Genomic DNA, 16,586 nt, shown 5'->3' on the forward strand with positions numbered 1-16,586 from the left:
GGGGGAACTTGTGGGCAAGACCGCCCTCATCACCGGCGTCACCGGGCAGGACGGCTCGTACCTGGCCGAACTGCTGCTGTCGAAGGGCTACACGGTGCACGGCATCGTGCGGCGCTCCTCGTCGTTCAACACCGAGCGGATCGACCACATCTACCAGGGCCCGCAGGAGGCGCACCGGTCGCTGGTGCTGCACCACGCGGACCTGGCCGACGGGGTGGGGCTGGTGAACCTGCTGCGCGAGGTGCGGCCGGACGAGATCTACAACCTCGGCGCCCAGTCGCATGTGCGGGTCTCCTTCGACGCGCCGATGTACACCGGTGACGTCACCGGGCTCGGCGCGCTGCGGCTGCTGGAGGCGGTACGGGCCAGCGGCAGCGACGCCCGCGTCTACCAGGCTTCCTCCTCCGAGATGTTCGGCGCCACCCCGCCGCCGCAGCACGAGGGCACCCCCTTCCACCCGCGCAGCCCGTACGCCTGCGCGAAGGTCTTCGGCTACTGGGCGACGGTCAACTACCGTGAGGCGTACGGGATGTACGCGGTGAACGGCATCCTGTTCAACCACGAGTCGCCGCGCCGCGGTGAGACCTTCGTGACCCGGAAGATCACCCGCGCGGTGGCCCGGATCAAGGCGGGCCTCCAGGACCGGCTCTACCTCGGCAACCTGGACGCGGTCCGGGACTGGGGCTACGCGCCGGAGTACGTGGACGCGATGTGGCGGATGCTCCAGCGCGCCGAGCCCGAGGACTACGTGGTGGCCACCGGACGGCCCGCCACCGTACGGCAGTTCCTGGACACGGCCTTCGCGCACGCCGGCCTGGACCCGGCCGAGCACGTGCGCTACGACCCGAAGTACGAGCGGCCCAGCGAGGTGGACGCGCTGATCGGCGACGCCTCCAAGGCCCGCGAGCTGCTCGGCTGGCAACCACGGGTCGGGGCCGAGGAGTTGGCCCGGCTGATGGTGGACGCCGACATCCAGCAGGTGGCGGACCAGCTCGCGGGCGCGGCCGTCCGCATCGACCGCTAGCGCCCCCGCGCGTACGGCAGCACAGCACGTACCGGAAGCACGGCACCTACCTGAAGCAGCACGCACGGCACGCACCTGAGTACAACGCCCCCGCACCACCCGCCTATCCGTTCCAGAGGAGAGCAACCCATGCGCAGATGGCCGGTGTTGACCGCTGCCCTCGCCTTGGCAGCCGCGGCATTGGGGATGGTGGGGCCGCCGTCGGCGACCGCACTGCAAGCACCCGTCGGGATCACCGCGGGAAACCTGCCCACCTACCAGACGAACGGCATCGTCTGGGCGATGGCGCAGTCGGGCGGTGACGTGTTCGCGGGCGGCACCTTCTCCACCATCCGCCCGCCGGGCGCGGCCGCGGGCACCCAGGAGACGGCGGCGGCGAACTTCGCGTCCTTCAACGCGGCCACCGGCCAACCCGCTGGCTGCCAGCCGTCGTTCACGGTCGGCTCGGACAACGCCACCGTCCGCGCCCTGGCTGTCTCGCCCGACGGCAAGACGCTCTACGCGGGCGGCTTCTTCGGCTCGGTCAGCGGCACCGGCGTCAGCAGCCTGGCCGCGATCGACCTGGCCACCTGCACGGTGCGCACCACCTTCCGCCCGGCGGTCTCCGGCACCGTGCGCACCATCGTGGCCACCGACGACGCGGTCTACTTCGGTGGCGACGTGACCTCGGTCGGCGGCACCACCCGGCACCGCTACGCGGCGGTCAGCGCCTCGGACGGCGCGCTGCTGCCGTGGGCGCCGAACGTCGACAACCCGGGCCGGGCCCTCGCGCTGACCCCCGACGGCAAGGACGCCATCCTCGGCGGCGACTTCAACACGGTGGACGGCACCGACTCGCACTCCCTGGCCGTGGTCGACGCGGCCACCGGCGCGCTGGTGAAGGCGTACCCGACCGGTTTCTTCGACGCCGCCTCGGTGACCAAGACCATCTACGTCGACCCGGCGAGCAACAGCTTCTACACCGGCAACGAGGGCACCGGCGGCGGGGTGTTCGACGGCCGGGCGCGCTTCAGCCTCACCGACTTCAGCCAGGTCTGGCGGGACAACTGCCTGGGCGCCACCCAGACCGTCGCGGTCTACGGGAGCGTGCTGTACAGCGGCAGCCACGCCCACGACTGCTCCAGCATGGGCGAGTACCCCAACGGCGTGCGCAAGCACCTGCTCGCCGAGCCGGTCGGCGACCCGCACCTGGTCTCCTGGTTCCCCGACACCAACGACGGGATCGGCGAGCAGATCGGCCCGCGGGTGATGTCGTTCTCGAAGGTCGGTAGCACCGAGTACCTGTGGGTCGGCGGGGAGTTCACCACCGTCAACGGCACCGCGCAGCAGGGCCTGACCCGCTTCCCCAGCACCCCCGACACCACCGCGCCCGGCCTGCCGCAGACCTCGGTGACCAGCATCAAGCCCGGTGCGGTGAAGGTGAGTTGGCAGTCGAGCCTGGACAACGACGACAGCCTGCTGACGTACCGGGTGTACCGCAACGGCGCCACCACGCCGATCTACACCACCACCGCCAGTTCGCTGCCGTGGGTGCGCCCGCAGCTGTCCTTCACCGACACCGACGTGAGCCCGGGCGTGAAGTACACCTACCGGGTCACCGCGAGCGACGGCACCAACACCACCGCGCTGTCGCCCAACGCCTCGGCCACGGTGCCGGCGTCGGCGGAGGCGTACCCGACGCAGGTGCTCGCCGACGGCGCCACGCTGTACTGGCGGTACGACGCGGCGTCCGGCTCCTACACCGCGGACTCCTCGGCTTCCGACGAGAGCGGCGTCAGCGTCGGCGGCCCGGTGCACGGCGTGACGGGCGCGGTGCCCGGCTCCAAGGCGTACACGTTCAACGGCAGTTCGCAGTGGACGTACGGCGACCGCTCGCACCCGCAGCCGAAGACGTTCAGCGTCGAGGCGTGGTTCAAGACGACCACCACTACCGGCGGCAAGATCATCGGCTTCGGCAACGACCCGACGCAGACCAGCGTCTACTACGACAAGCACATCTATATGCTCAACAGCGGCCAGGTGGTCTACGGCGCGGTCAGCACCAAGGTCCAGACGCTCACCAGCTCCGCCAAGTACAACGACGGCGCCTGGCACCAGGTGGTCGCCACCGAGGGCAGCGGCGGCTCGAAGCTCTACGTCGACGGCGTGCTCAAGGCGTCCAGCACGACCATGACCGGCAGCCAGGCGTACACCGGCTACTGGCGGGTCGGCGGTGACAACCTCAACGGCTGGCCGAACCGGCCGACCAGCGACGACTTCGCCGGCTCGATCGACGAGGCCGCCGTCTACCCGACGGTGCTGACCGCCGCGCAGGTCGCGAAGCACTACACGCTGGGGACGGCCAAGTGAGCGTCCCCCCCGCGCGCGCCCGCCGCGCCACCGCCGCCGTCCTCGCGACGGCGGCGGCGGTGGCGCTGCTCGCTGCCTGCGGCAGCGGCGGGCACCACGCGACCGCGGCGCCCGCCACCGCCTCGGCGGGCAGCGGCGGCGCGCACGGCGCCGACGCTCCCAGCGAGGCGGCCGGCTCGGCCGCCTCCGGCCCGAAGGTGCCCGACAGCCAGCTCACCCCGCCCGGCGGCGGCGCCTTCAGCGCGCCGGAGAAGAAGTACCTGTCCGGGCGGGTGCCCAAGGGCGAGGACCCGGTGGCCGTCCTCGAAGGCGGCCAGGAGGTGTGCGACCGGCTGACCCGTACCTCCGCGATCGACCCGGCGGTGGCGGCGAGCGCCGTCGTCACCGGCGACATCAGCCTGTCCGGCGCCACCGCGGCCGTCCGCACCCTGTGCCCGGACCAGGCGTACGTCGTGACCGCGGCCGCGCACGGCTTCGGCGACGGCACCCACCCGGTGGCGGCGCGGGCGGTCGCGGGCACGTCGGTGGCGCCGGGGCGCTACCGGGCGCCGAGCGTGTCGCCCACCTGCACCTGGCGGGTGACCGGCGCCGACGGCACCACGCTCGCGTCGGGTGCCGCCGCGACCCCGGCGAAGGCGGTGCTGACGGTGGCGCCCGGCGCGCGCACGGTCAGCTCCAGCGGCTGCTACGCCTGGCTGCCGCCGATCACCGCACCGGCGTCGGCCTCGGCGTCCCCGAGCACGTCCCCGGGCGCGCCCTCCTCCCCGTCCGCCACCCCTTCCGGAAGGACCTCGTGAGCACACTCCCGCTGGTCGTGGTGATCCCGACCAGGAACGAGGCGGAGAACATCGCCCGTACGGTCTCCTCCGTCGTCGGCCACGTCCGGGCGGTGGTCGTGGTGGACTCGCACAGCACCGACGACACCTGCAAGATCGCGGCGGGGCTGGGCGCGGAGGTGGTCGAGTACACCTGGGACGGCGGCTACCCGAAGAAGAAGCAGTGGTGCCTGGACCGGGTCCGGCCCGAGATCCCGTGGGTGCTCTTCCTCGACGGCGACGAGACGCCCAGCCGCGAACTGCTCGCCGAACTGCGGGCCGCCTTCGCCGCCGGGCCGCCGTCGGTGGCCGCGTTCGACATCCCGCTCGGCTACTGGTTCGCCGGGCGGCGGCTGCGGCACGGCCACACCATCGTCAAGCGGGCCCTGCTCGACCGCACCCGCTGCCGCTTCCCCGAGCCCGCCGACCTCGACGCGCCCGGCATGGGCGAGCAGGAGGGCCACTACCAGCCGCTGGCGCCCTCCGCGGCCCGGCTGCGCGCCCCGATCGAGCACGAGGACCTCGACCCGGTGCGCACCTGGTTCGAGCGCCACAACCGCTACTCCGACTGGGAGGCGTGGCTGGAGGTCCACCCGGCGGTGAAGGAGGACATCCGCCGGGTGAAGTCCCGGCAGGGGCAGCTCTTCCACCGGGCGCCGCTGAAGCCGCTGGTCTCCTTCGCGTACGCCTACGTCTACCGGCGGGGCTTCCTCGACGGCCGGGCCGGCCTGGACTACGCGCTGGCGATGAGCTTCTACCGCTGGCAGATCGGCCTCAAGGCCCGCGAGTACCGGCGCGGTTGAGCCCGATCCACCCCGTGCGGGCGCCCCGGCCCGGCCGGCCCGCCCGCACGGGTGCGGGCCTCCCCCGGCGATGAAGTAAACTCTACGGTGGAGTTTACTTCACGAGCTGGAGGACGCATCATGATCGTCGTCACCGCACCGACCGGACACATCGGCAGCCGGGTCCTGACCGACCTGCTGGACCACGGCGAGCAGGTCCGGGTGGTGGTGCGCGACCCGGACCGGCTGCCGGCGGCCGTGCGCGAGCGGGTGGAGGTGGTGGTCGGCTCGCATCGGGACCGCGAGGTCGCCGAGCGCGCGGTCGAGGGCGCGGAGTCGGTGTTCTGGCTGGTCCCGGCGGACTCGCGCGCGGCCAGCGTCTACGACGCCTATGTCACCTTCAGCATCCCCTTCGCCGACGCGGTCGTCCGGCACGGCGTGCGGCACGTCGTCACCGTCTCCGCGCTCGGCCGCGGCACGCAGCTGTACGCGGGCCACGTCTCGGGGTCGCTGGCGATGGAGGACCTGATCCGCAGCACCGGCGTGCACTTCCGGGCGCTGGCCATCCCGAGCTTCATGGACAACCTGACCCGGCAGGTGGCGCAGATCCGGCAGCGCGGGGTCATCACCGAGACGGTCCCCGGGGACGTCAAGCTGCCGTTCACCGCCACCCGCGACATCGCCGACCTCGCCGCCCGCCTGCTGCGCGACCGCGGCTGGACCGGCCAGGACACCCTGGACCTGCTCGGCCCGGAGGACCTGACCTTCGAGGAGGTCGCCGCGCTCGCCGCCGAGGTGCTCGGCATCCCGGTCCGCTACGAGCAGGCCGACCGCGAGCAGACCCGGCAGCAGCTGACCGGGTACGGGTTCTCCGAGGCGATGGCCGGCAGCCTGCTCGACATGGCCGCCGCCAAGGCGCGCGGCCTGGACAACGCGGCCGTGCGCACCCCGGAGAACACCGCGCCGACGAGCTACCGCCAGTGGATGCGGGAGGTGCTCAGGCCCGCGGTCGAGGCGGGCTGAACACCCGTACGGCGGCGGGCGGACGCGCACCGTTCCGCCGCCGTCGGGTCGTCGGACCGCCGGAGCCGCCCGGGCCGTCCGGGTGGGCCTCAGGCGTTCATGAAGCTGCTCGGCGCGAGCGCGCGGTCCACGATGCGCACGTCGCCGATCGAGCCGTGGAAGACCTGGCTGACCGCGCCGGCCCACTCGTAACCGCCCAGCAGGAAGGGCAGGTCGAGCGCGGTCAGGCCGGTGTTGGTGCTGTTGGGGTTGCGGCCCTCCTCGCAGCCGTTGACGTACAGCTTGGTGATCCGGCCGTCGTTGACGACCGCGACGTGCCACCACTCCTCCTGCTGGAGCAGGTGGCTCCAGTTGGTGGCCGCGCCGTCCTGGTTGACCGGGTAGACGTTCCACTGGAGTTCGATCGAGCTGGACAGGCTCAGCGTCAGGACCGGCTCGTCGGCGGTCGCCGAGGCGCCGGTCTTGCCCGCCTTGCCCGCGCTGCCGCTGCGGCTGAGCATCGACGACCAGCCGTTGCGGCTGCCGTCCCAGTCGGAGGGCACCTTGAAGAAGACCTCGAAGGTGTAACCGCGGGTGAACGTCTCGGCGTTGATCGGCGCGCCGTCCACGGTGCGGAAGTACGCGCCGGTGACCGGGTTGCCCTGTCCGGCGAAGACCAGGCTGCCGTGGCCGGGCTGGTCGGGGTGGTGGTCGCCGGTCCAGGTCAGCGCGTCGGCGGCGCTGCCCGAAACGCTGTGCAGGGCAAGGTCGTTGCCCTGGCCGGTCTGGTCCTTGACCACGGTGCCCGCAGCCACGTTCGACCCCGACTTGCCGCCCTCGTCGAAGCGCCAGTACGCCAGCGTGCCCGGTACCAGCATCCGCCGCGCGGGGCGGGCGGCGCGCGCCGGCACCGGTGCGAAGCCCGCGAACCGCTGGTCGAAGTCGATCGCCATCGAGAACCGGTCGACGGAGGAGGTCAGTTCGATCTCCTTCGCGGCGAGGTCGTTGAGCTCGTCGTCGGCCGCGAGCTCGCGAATCCAGGGCGAGAACGTCGCGACGTCGATCACCCCGCGGGTCAGGTCGAAGCGGTAGGAGCGGATCATGCCCGCGCCGCCGTAGTACCGGTCCTGGTAGTTGGTGATGTGCAGGTGCACGTCGTTGCCGGCGCTGTTCTTCATCACGGTGCTGCCGGGCGGCCAGTAGTGGCCGTTGAGGGTCAGGAAGATCTGGTCGTTGTCCTTGATCAGGCCGTCCCACATCTGCTGGCCGTAGTCCGACAGGCCCGCGGTGCCGTCGTCGTAGGAGCCGACGATCTCGTGGGTGGTCACGATCACCGGGAGCGTCGGGTTGGCCTTGATCACCGCGTTGGCCCACGCGAAGCCCTGCTCCGACAGCCGCCAGTCCAGCGAGAGCAGCATCCAGGAGCGGCCGCCGGCCTTGAAAATGTGGCTGGTGTTGTAGCCGTCCGGGCTGGAGGAGTGGTAGCCCGCGGTGCGCTTGGCCCGCGCCGGGGTGAAGGTCTGGAGGTAGGGGGTGGAGCCGCGCTGGTCGTCGCCGGAGACGTCGTGGTTGCCCGCGAGGACGCCGTACGCCGCGCCCGCCCGGTCCAGCATGTCGAAGACCTTGGTGGCCGCGGTGTACTCCTCGGCCAGGCCGTTGTTGGTGACGTCGCCGAGGTGCGCGAGGAAGACGATGTTCTCGTCGTCGCCGCCGGCGCGCCCGGCCGGGTCCAGCACGTAGCGGAACGACGCCTCGACCGGCACCGGGTGGATGCGGTCCTGGTCGAACATGTACTGGGTGTCGGGCATCACCACGACGGTGAACCGGGGGTCGTCCGGGTCCGGGCTCCACTTGCCGCGCGGCGCGGGCGTCATGGCCGTCTGGCCGTACGGGTCGTCGTCCTTGCCGCTGCCGCCGCTGCCCTTGGCGCCCTTGCCGTCCTTGCTGTCGGCTGCGGCGTACGCGGGGGCCGTGCCGAGCAGGCCCGCCGCGGCCGCGCCCGCGCTCAGCACGCCGGCGCCGCGCAGGAAGGTGCGGCGGCTGGCGGCGGCGATGCCCTCGCCGTCCAGGTCCGCGGTGCGCGGGCAGGCGCACTGCCCGTCCTCGCCGCCGCTGGTCTCGTGCGCCTGGTGGGACCCGGGCGCGCTGTCGGGTGAGCCGTGCATGTCCACTCCAAAGGTGGGGATTCGAACGGCGTCACGCTAGGGATCTTCCGCCTACGGCGGCACGGCACTTCGGGGTCCGTCCGCCGAACTCTCCCCCAACTCCGGGCCGCGGGTCACCCGGTGTGGTAGCCGGGTGACCCGCGGTCGTGCTCAGTGCGCGGACTCCAGGGCGGCCGCCCACTCCTTGGTGGTGGCCACGTCCACCCGGCGGTTGAGCAGCCTGGTCAGGAGCATCTCGTGCACCTCGGGGTCGGAGTCGGCGCAGGCGTCGGAGAGGACCGTGACCTGGTAGTCCAGGTCGGCCGCCTCGAGCGCGGTGGACAGCACGATGCCGCTGGTGGCGATCCCGGCCAGGGCGAGGCGGTCGATGCCCTGCGCGGCGAGGATCTGCCGGAGGTTGTTGCCCGCGAAGGCGCTGACGCGGTTCTTGTGGACCACGATCTCGTCGCCGACCGGAGCCAGTTCGGGGTGGAAGGCGGCGCCGGGGTCGTCGGCGGTGAACAGGTGCTTCGGCAGGGCGCCGAAGATCTTGTTGCGCGGGTGCGCGTCCGCGTGCCCGGCGCGCAGCCGCAGCGCGACGTGGATGACCGGGACGTCGGCGGCACGGGCGGTTGCCAGGGCGGCCGCGGCGGCCGGGACGTAGTCCGGGGACACGTGCGTGACGGTGGTCTGCTGGAGGTCCATGGCGAGCAGGGCGGTACGGGACACGGTTCGGCCTTTCGTGAGGGTGGTTCGTCGTGCGGAGGTGCGGAGGTGCGGAAATGGGTGGGGCTGGGTGGCCGCGGGCGCGGGGCGGGTGGGCCGACGGGCGGGCGCGGCAAGGGAGTTGGTCGTTGGCCGGGCGGGTGACCGGGTGGCTGGCCGGTAGGTGTTTTACGCGGCGGATCGTTTCCCCGGCCCGTCCCCGGTCGGCAGGCGCCGCAGCGTGCGGTCGAAGGCGGTGGCCAGCAGGTACAGCGCCCCGGCGCCGAGCATGAACCACGCCAGGTGGTGCATCCCGCCGGTGCTCGCGCGGTCGCCGAAGGACACGGCGGTGGCGGAGGAGGCGATCATCGACCCGAGGTAGCCGAAGGTCCGCAGCAGCCCCGCCGAGGACCCGGTGCGCTCCGGATCGGACTGGAAGTACACGGAGTTCTGCAACGCGAGGCTGTTCGCGCCCTGCGGCACGCCGAAGACGACGGCCAGCAGCACCAGCATCCACAGCGGGCTGCCCGCCGTGAGGCCCAGCATCAGCGCGCACGCCGCGATCTGGCCCACCGCGCCGAGCAGCAGCTTCCCGACCACCCCGCGCCGCCGCCCGACCGTCACGGACACGCAGATCCCCACCAGGAACATCGGTATCTGCACCAGCCCGGCGTGGAAGGGCGTCAGCCCGTACCCCTCCTCGGTCCACTGCGTGAAGCCGTAGAGGAAGGCGTACGACACGACGTACGCGACCAGCGACCGGCCGTAGGTGGCGAGCAGCGGGGTGTTGCCGCCCAGCACCCGCAGGTCGATGAAGGGGGTGGGGGCGCGCAACTCCCGTACGGCGAAGGCGGTTCCGGCGGCGAGGGTGATCAGCAGCAGGTACCAGTTGGCGAGGTGCAGGTTCATCAGGAAGAGCAGCAGGGAGAAGAGCATCGCCGCGAACAGGCCCATGCCGGGCAGGTCGATGCGTGCGGCCAACTCCCGCCGGGCTGCCGGCCGTTCGCCCTGCTGTTTCGGCAGCCGCAGGGCGCCGAGCGCGACCGCGAGCACGGACAGCGGGATGTTGAGCGCGAAGGTGACGCGCCAGCCGCCCAGTCCGATCAGCACGCCGCCCAGCAGCGGTCCGACCACGGCGATCGTCTGGTTGGCGACGGCGAGGGTGGTCAGCACGCCCGCCGGGCTGTCCTGGCCGGTCCGCGCGGCCTCGCTGCGCAGCAGCGCCATCGCGGCGGGGTAGCCCGCGCACGTGCCGAAGCCGAGCACGACCCGCGCGGCGATCAGCACCCCCAGGTCGGGTGCCAGGGTGCCGACGACTCCGGCGACGCCGACCAGGCCCGTACTCAGCAGGAACAGCCGGCGCGGGCCGAAGATGTCGATCAGCCGCCCGACGATCGGCTGGCCCAGCGCGGTGGCCAGGTACAGCGCCGAGACCAGCCACGCGGTCTGCGAGGGCGGCGCCCCGAACGCCTTGCCGATCGGCACGAGGGCGACCGCGATGATCGTGGAGTTGATCGGGTTGAGTACCGATCCCAGCATCATCGGGGGGATGAGGCGGCGGTCGAACGTCTTGCCGGCAGGGGCGCCGGGCGCGGCCTCGGCGGTCTGCTCCTGGCCCTCTTCCTGCTTCTGCCCCTGCCCCTGCTCCTGCTCAGTCACGGACGAGTCGCTCCAGTACGGCCATGGCGGCGATCACGGTCTGCCGCTCTTCCTCGGTGCACTTGTGCTCCAGCTCGCCCGCCAGCCATTCGCCGCGCGCCTGCCGGCCCGCTTCGGCCTGGCGCCGCCCCTCCGCGGTGAGCCCGATCAGCAGCCGCCGGCCGTCGTCCGGGTCCCGGCGGCGCTCGACCATCCCCAGCTCGGCCAGCCCGGCGATCGTCGCGGCCATCGACTGGTGCCGCATCCCCTCGATCGCGGCGAGGTCGCTCACGGTGAGGTGGTCGTTGTCCATCAGCTGCCCGAGCACCGACATCCGGGCGAACACGAAGCCGTCGTCCGCCGCGGCAGCCCGCACTTTGCGGCGCAGCCGCCTGATCACGGCCCGCACGTCGTTCGACGCCCGAACCGCCGAGGCCGACGGGGTGCTCTCTGTGCTCATGCACCCCACCGTAAATTAGACAGGCCAAGCTGTCCAGTTTCCCTGCGCAGCTAGCCTGCGCACCTCCCCTCGGGCCGCACACCAACGCCCCCGGGAGAACCCGTACAAGTCCTCCCGGGGGCGCGGGGTGGAGCGGGGCAACTGGTCGACATTTCCGTCACCCACCGGATGACCGTCGGCATCGAATTTCCGGTACGAGTTCCAAGGGCCGCAGTCTGAGTTGTGAACGAGTACCGGCGTGGCGGCGGCCAGCACATAGTACGTGTGCTACGCGACCCCTCCCCACCTGCGTTTTCGCAGGTCATCGGCGGTTTCGTGCTCCGCTGGCGTCCGTAGTTGTGCCCTGGCGTCCGTGCTTGTTGCCGTCAGCGGGGCTACGGCAGGAGTGTCAGCGCGGGAACGTGGGCGGGCTTGACTACGCTGAAGTGCCGCCGGTCGAGGGTGGCTACCCGGTCCACGCCGAAGCGCTCGGCCACCGCGATGACGGAGGCGTCGACCCCGCCGAGCGGGAAGTCGGCGTACTGGAGGACCAGCTCACCCATGCGCGTCAGATCGGCGGGAGTGAGGTGGACCAGCTCGAATGTTCCCCGTGCGACCTCGGCGAGGAAGGCCGCTTCGACCTGGGGCCAGCGCTCCAGCAGCCAGCAGACCTCGGTCATGACCGGGCTGGGCAGCAGACGGCGACCGGTCAGCGACGTCAGCAGGGAGGCGCACTCCGGGTGACGCCGGTCGGCCGCGTTGAACGCCGCCGCCAGGGGTCCGGTGTCCAGGACCGTCGCGATCACGCCGAGTCGCCGAAGCGCTCGCGCATCCGCTCGCGGATGTAGTCGTCGTGCCGTTCAGCCAGATCCTCTGGACCATTCACGCTGCCGATCAGGGCCAGCAGCCCAGCCGGGACCGACTCCTCGGCCTCGTTCGCGTCGACTGCCGGCAGTGACTGGGCGACCTGGGACAGTTCCTCGTCCTGGGTCACGAGCAGGCGCAGGCGTCGCACCTGGGTCGGGGTGAGCCGGTCCACCAGGTGGTGCATGTCCTCGTAGTCGTATGCAGCGGTCACGCCAGCAGTGTAAGACGGCCCCACGCCCTCGGACAGCCGGATCGACAGGGGTTCACCCCCGCAGTCGCGCGAGGGCTGCCAGGAACTTGCTCGGTGCCCCCGCGTGTGCCTGCCTGGTACTTCCCCGGCGGCCCATTCGCCGGAGAGGGCGGTCCTGGGCGTCGTGGCAGTGCCGACGCCCCGCCAGCGCGGGAGCGAGGAGGCCTGGCGGGGAGGGGGCCGCCGCGAGGGTGCGCCGCTGGGGTCCCACTCCCCGCAGTGAGCAGTGCCGTCCACCGCCCTTGGTGAGGCCGCACGACGCACGTGAAGGGTCGGCCCCCTGGCCGACCCGCCTGCGATCCGGCCGTAGGACGGTCGCCGGCGACAACTTGCTCCGCCGGAAGCACGACCCCGGTCAGCACGAAGAATCTGGTCAGTTGGTGCCTCGTCCCGGTCCAGTAGCGCCCGATCATGTGGGCGAACGGCGGCTCAGTCGGCAACGCTCGGCCAGCTCCAGCGGGCCGGGCCCGCCTAGAACCTCGAACCTCGTGAAGAAAATCTGAACGCACAACGTCCGCACCGGCACACCCCAACCCCGACGCTTCAACCCGCTCACCACCGACGAGGCCCGGCAGTTCCCCACCGCCTAATACCGTTCTCACGCGGCAGCTGTGACGGGGAGTGCGGGCTGGTATCACTCCCCGTCCCAGAGGAGGCCCCGCACCGGCGTCCAACCGTCGGCGGGCCGGCATGACCGCGTCGTCCACACCTGGCACCGCACGGGACGTTGAGGCCGCGAGCAGCCCATGGCAGGCTCCTCCCGCATGATCGATGAATTCGCCAAGGACCACCTGCACGGGAGACTGCGGCGGGACCGCGAGGCGCTGGTCTGGAAGCTCGACGGCCTGTCCGAGTACGACAGCCGCCGGCCGTTGACAGTGACCGGGAGCAACCTCCTCGGCCTGGTCAAACACGTGGCCAGTGTCGAGGCCAGGTACTTCGGCGAGGTCTTCGGCCGCCCTTCCCCGGAACCGCTGCCCCGGTGGCAGGACCACGACGGCAGCGATCTGTGGGCGACCGAGGACGAGACCCGCGATCAGATCATCGAGTTCTACCGGCGCACGTGGGAACACTCGGACGCGAGGATCAACGAGCTTCCCCTCGATGCCCCCGGCCACGTGCCGTGGTGGCCGGAGCCCCATTCCCGAACGAACCTCTTCGCCGTCATGGTCCACGTCCTCGGCGAGACCAACCGGCACGCCGGGCACGCCGACATCCTGCGCGAAGGCGTCGACGGCCGAACCGGGATGCGCCCCGAACACGAGACGCGGATCGATGAGGACGCCCGCGCCGCGTACCGCGCGAAGATCGAGCAGGCCGCCAGAGGGCGAGTTGGTGGGGTGGGTGGTGGCGAACTCCGTCAGAAGGGTTGACGCGCGTGTGCAAGTCCGGTGACATGTGATGGAAATCCTTGGAAAAAGTTCGGTGTTGTTCATCTGACGACCATCGGGCCCCGCCACGGAGCGCGAACTGCGAACGATCGGTCAGGGATCGGTTCCGGCGGGGGCCGGCGGTCCAAGGCAAGGGACACGCATGCGACTTCGACGTAATCGACTCCGGAACGTGGTGACCGGGGTCGCCCTTTCGGCGCTCGTCGGCAGCGGACTGGTCGTGGCGGCCGCCGCACCCTCGACCGCCGCACCTCGCTCCGCCTCCACCCCGCAGTCCACCTCCGCCCCGCACTCCCCCGGCACGTGGACGGTGGACGACCCCGCCCGCTCGACCCTCACCGCGCAGTTGGACCTCGACTCCGCGGGCGAGTTGCACCTCGCCGTCGACCGCGGCGGCACGCCGGTGCTGCTGCCGGGCCGGCTCGGAATCCGCACCGACCAGCACGACCTGACGGCGGGTCTGGAACTGGTCAGGCGCCAGGACCGCACGGTCCACGAGTCGTACCAGATGACCACCGGCAAGCAACTGCGGCGCTCGGCCACGATGCACGAGGCCACGTTCACCTTCCGCGGCACCGACGGCGCCCAACTCGGCGTCGCTGTCCGGGTGTCCGACGACGGCGTCGCCTACCGGTACCTGCTCGACGGCAGCGACACCGGCACCGGCACCAGCACCGGCCCCGTGACGGTCACCGCCGAGACCTCGTCCTTCGCACTGCCGACAGACGCCAAAGCCTGGGTCCAGCCGTACGCGACCAGCTACGAGACGGAGCGGACCGAGACCACGGCCGGCGCGGCCAACGAAGCCCAGCCCAAGACGTGCACCGGCACCACCTGCTCCTTCGGCTACCCGACGCTCTTCGAGGAGGGCAGCACCTACGTGCTGCTCACCGAGGCCGACGTGGACGGCCGCTACTCCGGCAGCCACCTCGACCACGTGGACGGCAGCGGCACGTACTCCGTCGCGCTGGCGGACGACGCGCCCGTCACCTCGCAGGGGCCGCTGTCCACGCCCTGGCGCACCGCGATCGTGGGCAGCCTGGACACGCTGGTCGGCTCGACCCTGGTGGACGACCTCGCGCCGCCCTCGAAGGTGAAGGACACCTCCTGGATTCGGCCGGGCGTGGACGACTGGTCCTGGCTGAGCGACGGTGACAGCCCCGGCGACTTCGACCGCCAGAAGGACTTCGTGGACTACGCAGCCGCCCACCGCCTGCGCTACACGCTCGTGGACGCCGGCTGGCAGGCGAGCTGGGTGCCCGAGCTGGTCCGCTACGCGCGGGCCAAGGGCGTGGACGTGATCCTGTGGTTCGACTGGAACGACCTCAAGACCCAGGCCCAGCGCGACGCCTGGCTGCCGAAGGTCAAGGCGTGGGGCGTGGCGGGCGTCAAGGTCGACTACATGTACTCCGACTCCCAGTCCACCTTCCAGTGGTACGACGCCATCCTGCGCGACACGGCCCGGCTCAGGCTGGTGATCGACTTCCACGGCGCCACGATCCCGCGCGGCCTCCAGCGCACCTGGCCGCAGGTGATGAGCGTGGAGGCGGTCCGCGGTGAGGAGAACGGGCAGAACCCCACCCGCGACATCTTCCTCGCCTTCACCCGCAACATCGTCGGCTCGATGGACTACACCCCGACCTGGTTCTCCCGCCCCAACCGGCAGGACTCGCTCGCCCACGAGCTGGCGCTGCCCGTGGTCTACGAGTCCGGGTGGACCTCGCTGGGCGACAACCCCGAGGGGTTCGCCGCGCAGCCGGTGGCCGAGCGCTTCCTCGAACAACTCCCCACCACCTGGGACGAGACGCACCTGGTCTCCGGCGGCCCCGGCCAGCAGCCGGCCGGTGACCGGCAGGCCGTCATCGCCCGCCGCAACGGCGACCGCTGGTTCGTCGGCGGCATCCTGGCCGGCGCGAGCGACACGATGAAGGCGCCGCTCGGCTTCCTCGGCAAGGGCAGCTGGCTGGTGGAGACGGTCGGCGACAGCGACGGCCAACTGGTGCGCACCGTGAGGACGGTGACCGCGCAGGACACGCTGACGGTGCCGGCCGCCGCCAACGGCGGTTTCGTCGCCCTGGCCTGCCCCGCCGCCAAGGGCCGCACCGACTGCGAGAACCCGGTGATCACCGCGCCGGCCACGACGCTGGCGCCGACCCCCTCGGCCGTGACCGCGGGCGCCGGCACCACGGTCGGGATCGACGCGACGTTCGAACTGCCCCAGGGAACGGCCCTGCGGCAGGTGCGGCTGGCCGTGGACCGCGACCGGCTCCCCGCCGGCTGGAGCGCCAACGGACCGGCGGTGGCGGCCGGTTCGCTGCCGGCGGGCAAGCCGCTCGCCGGCCACTGGACCGTGACGGTCGGCAAGGACCAGCCGGGCGGCGAGGTCGATGTGCCCGTGGTGGCCACCTACGCCGACCCGGCCGGCGGCAACGCCCCGCCCATCCACGTCGAGGAGGTCGTGCAGGTCTCCGTACCTCTGCACGGCACGGTCTACGCCAGCGACCAGCCGTTCCTCTCCGAGACCAACGGCTACGGGCCGGTCGAGCGCGACCAGTCCAACGGCGAGGCGGGCGGGCAGGACGGGAACCCGCTGACCATCGACGGCACCGTGTACGCCAAGGGCCTGGGCATGAACGCCCCGGCCCAGGTGCAGATCGACCTCCAGGGCCGCTGCACCCGCTTCGAGGCCCATGTCGGGGTCGACGACGAGACCGGCGGGCAGGGCAGCGTCACCTTCACCGTGCTCGGCGACGACGGGCGGCAGCTCGCCGCCACCGACGTGATCCGCGGCGGACAGAGCGCGGTGGACCTGTCCGTCGACACCACCGGGGTGCACACCCTGAGCCTGGCCGTCGGTGACGGCGGCGACGGCAAGAACTACGACCACGCGGACTGGGGGCTGGCCCAGCTCACCTGCGCCGACTGACGTCCGCCGCCGCACACCGCACGCGGCACCCGGACCGCTGCCCCGTCACCCGTTCGAGGTGGCGGGGCAGCGGGCGTACGCGCGCGGGCCGACCACACCCCGCGCATCCAGTGACGTGAAGTAGCCCCTCTCCCAACGGCGTTGACTGCTTCACTTGTTGAACCCCGGCCGCCCTCTTGACTGCGCGCACGGAACGTCGCTTTTATGCGAAGTGCACGTGGGAGCGCTCCCATACGCGTCCCCCGCGCACATCT

Annotated in this window: 13 protein-coding genes; 7 read left to right on the plus strand and 6 right to left on the minus strand. The window is 71.8% G+C overall.

All coding sequences use genetic code 11. The annotated features are described in order from the left end of the window. Window positions 1–10: 10 nt before the first annotated feature. The 5 genes from gmd to WA788_RS30470 all read left to right on the plus strand — a co-directional run bounded on the left by gmd (window position 11) and on the right by WA788_RS30470 (window position 5,993). The gene (gmd, locus tag WA788_RS30450; protein ID WP_335982920.1) at window positions 11–1,024 is read left to right on the plus strand and encodes a GDP-mannose 4,6-dehydratase; all 1,014 of its coding nucleotides are present in this window, start codon (window positions 11–13) and stop codon (window positions 1,022–1,024) included. Between the two features lie 129 nt (window positions 1,025–1,153). Next, window positions 1,154–3,373 (plus strand): LamG-like jellyroll fold domain-containing protein, encoded by a 2,220-nt coding sequence (locus WA788_RS30455; RefSeq protein ID WP_335982806.1) that lies wholly within the window; start codon window positions 1,154–1,156, stop codon window positions 3,371–3,373. Continuing rightward, window positions 3,370–4,170 carry a hypothetical protein gene (locus tag WA788_RS30460; protein ID WP_335982809.1) on the plus strand — a complete coding sequence of 267 codons (801 nt, stop codon included), beginning with the start codon at window positions 3,370–3,372 and terminating at the stop codon, window positions 4,168–4,170. The genes WA788_RS30455 and WA788_RS30460 overlap by 4 nt, the downstream gene beginning before the upstream one ends. Further along, the gene (locus WA788_RS30465) at window positions 4,167–4,991 is read left to right on the plus strand and encodes a glycosyltransferase family 2 protein (protein WP_335982812.1); all 825 of its coding nucleotides are present in this window, start codon (window positions 4,167–4,169) and stop codon (window positions 4,989–4,991) included. The genes WA788_RS30460 and WA788_RS30465 overlap by 4 nt, the downstream gene beginning before the upstream one ends. Before the next feature lie 120 nt (window positions 4,992–5,111). Next, window positions 5,112–5,993, plus strand: a complete 882-nt coding sequence (locus WA788_RS30470; RefSeq protein ID WP_335982814.1) for an NmrA family NAD(P)-binding protein — start codon at window positions 5,112–5,114, stop codon at window positions 5,991–5,993. An 89-nt stretch (window positions 5,994–6,082) separates the two neighbouring features. Here the strand turns inward: WA788_RS30470 and WA788_RS30475 are convergent, their stop codons facing one another. The 6 genes from WA788_RS30475 to WA788_RS30500 form a co-directional block, all read right to left on the minus strand. Then, window positions 6,083–8,137 carry a LamG-like jellyroll fold domain-containing protein gene (locus tag WA788_RS30475; RefSeq protein ID WP_335982816.1) on the minus strand — a complete coding sequence of 685 codons (2,055 nt, stop codon included), beginning with the start codon at window positions 8,135–8,137 and terminating at the stop codon, window positions 6,083–6,085. A gap of 150 nt (window positions 8,138–8,287) precedes the next feature. Next, complete coding sequence (locus tag WA788_RS30480; RefSeq protein WP_335982819.1) at window positions 8,288–8,845, minus strand: cysteine hydrolase family protein; 558 nt, start codon at window positions 8,843–8,845, stop codon at window positions 8,288–8,290. 165 nt (window positions 8,846–9,010) lie between these two features. Continuing rightward, complete coding sequence (locus WA788_RS30485) at window positions 9,011–10,363, minus strand: MFS transporter (protein ID WP_335982922.1); 1,353 nt, start codon at window positions 10,361–10,363, stop codon at window positions 9,011–9,013. Between the two features lie 109 nt (window positions 10,364–10,472). Further along, window positions 10,473–10,919, minus strand: coding sequence for a MarR family winged helix-turn-helix transcriptional regulator (locus tag WA788_RS30490; protein ID WP_335982821.1), 447 nt, complete (start codon window positions 10,917–10,919; stop codon window positions 10,473–10,475). A gap of 374 nt (window positions 10,920–11,293) precedes the next feature. Further along, the gene (locus tag WA788_RS30495) at window positions 11,294–11,704 is read right to left on the minus strand and encodes a type II toxin-antitoxin system VapC family toxin (RefSeq protein WP_335982824.1); all 411 of its coding nucleotides are present in this window, start codon (window positions 11,702–11,704) and stop codon (window positions 11,294–11,296) included. Beyond that, window positions 11,701–11,976: a hypothetical protein gene (locus WA788_RS30500; protein WP_334476569.1), complete on the minus strand. Its 276-nt coding sequence runs from the start codon at window positions 11,974–11,976 to the stop codon at window positions 11,701–11,703. Before WA788_RS30500 ends, WA788_RS30495 begins: the two co-directional genes overlap by 4 nt. Before the next feature lie 803 nt (window positions 11,977–12,779). Here WA788_RS30500 and WA788_RS30505 point away from each other — a divergent pair. Beyond that, window positions 12,780–13,388, plus strand: coding sequence for a DinB family protein (locus WA788_RS30505; protein ID WP_335982829.1), 609 nt, complete (start codon window positions 12,780–12,782; stop codon window positions 13,386–13,388). Between the two features lie 190 nt (window positions 13,389–13,578). Next, complete coding sequence (locus WA788_RS30510; protein WP_335982831.1) at window positions 13,579–16,332, plus strand: glycoside hydrolase family 97 catalytic domain-containing protein; 2,754 nt, start codon at window positions 13,579–13,581, stop codon at window positions 16,330–16,332. Window positions 16,333–16,586: the final 254 nt, after the last annotated feature.

Origin of the sequence: Streptomyces sp. CA2R106, assembly GCF_037034245.1 — a bacterium.
GTDB lineage: Bacteria > Actinomycetota > Actinomycetes > Streptomycetales > Streptomycetaceae > Actinacidiphila.

Coding starts and splice junctions, on each gene's coding strand:
- WA788_RS30455 (WP_335982806.1), top strand. CDS start 1,154: ATGCGCAGATGGCCGGTGTTGACCGCTGCCCTCGCCTTGGCAGCCGCG.
- WA788_RS30470 (WP_335982814.1), top strand. CDS start 5,112: ATGATCGTCGTCACCGCACCGACCGGACACATCGGCAGCCGGGTCCTG.
- WA788_RS30475 (WP_335982816.1), bottom strand. CDS start 8,137: ATGCACGGCTCACCCGACAGCGCGCCCGGGTCCCACCAGGCGCACGAG.
- WA788_RS30485 (WP_335982922.1), bottom strand. CDS start 10,363: ATGATGCTGGGATCGGTACTCAACCCGATCAACTCCACGATCATCGCG.
- WA788_RS30490 (WP_335982821.1), bottom strand. CDS start 10,919: ATGAGCACAGAGAGCACCCCGTCGGCCTCGGCGGTTCGGGCGTCGAAC.
- WA788_RS30505 (WP_335982829.1), top strand. CDS start 12,780: ATGATCGATGAATTCGCCAAGGACCACCTGCACGGGAGACTGCGGCGG.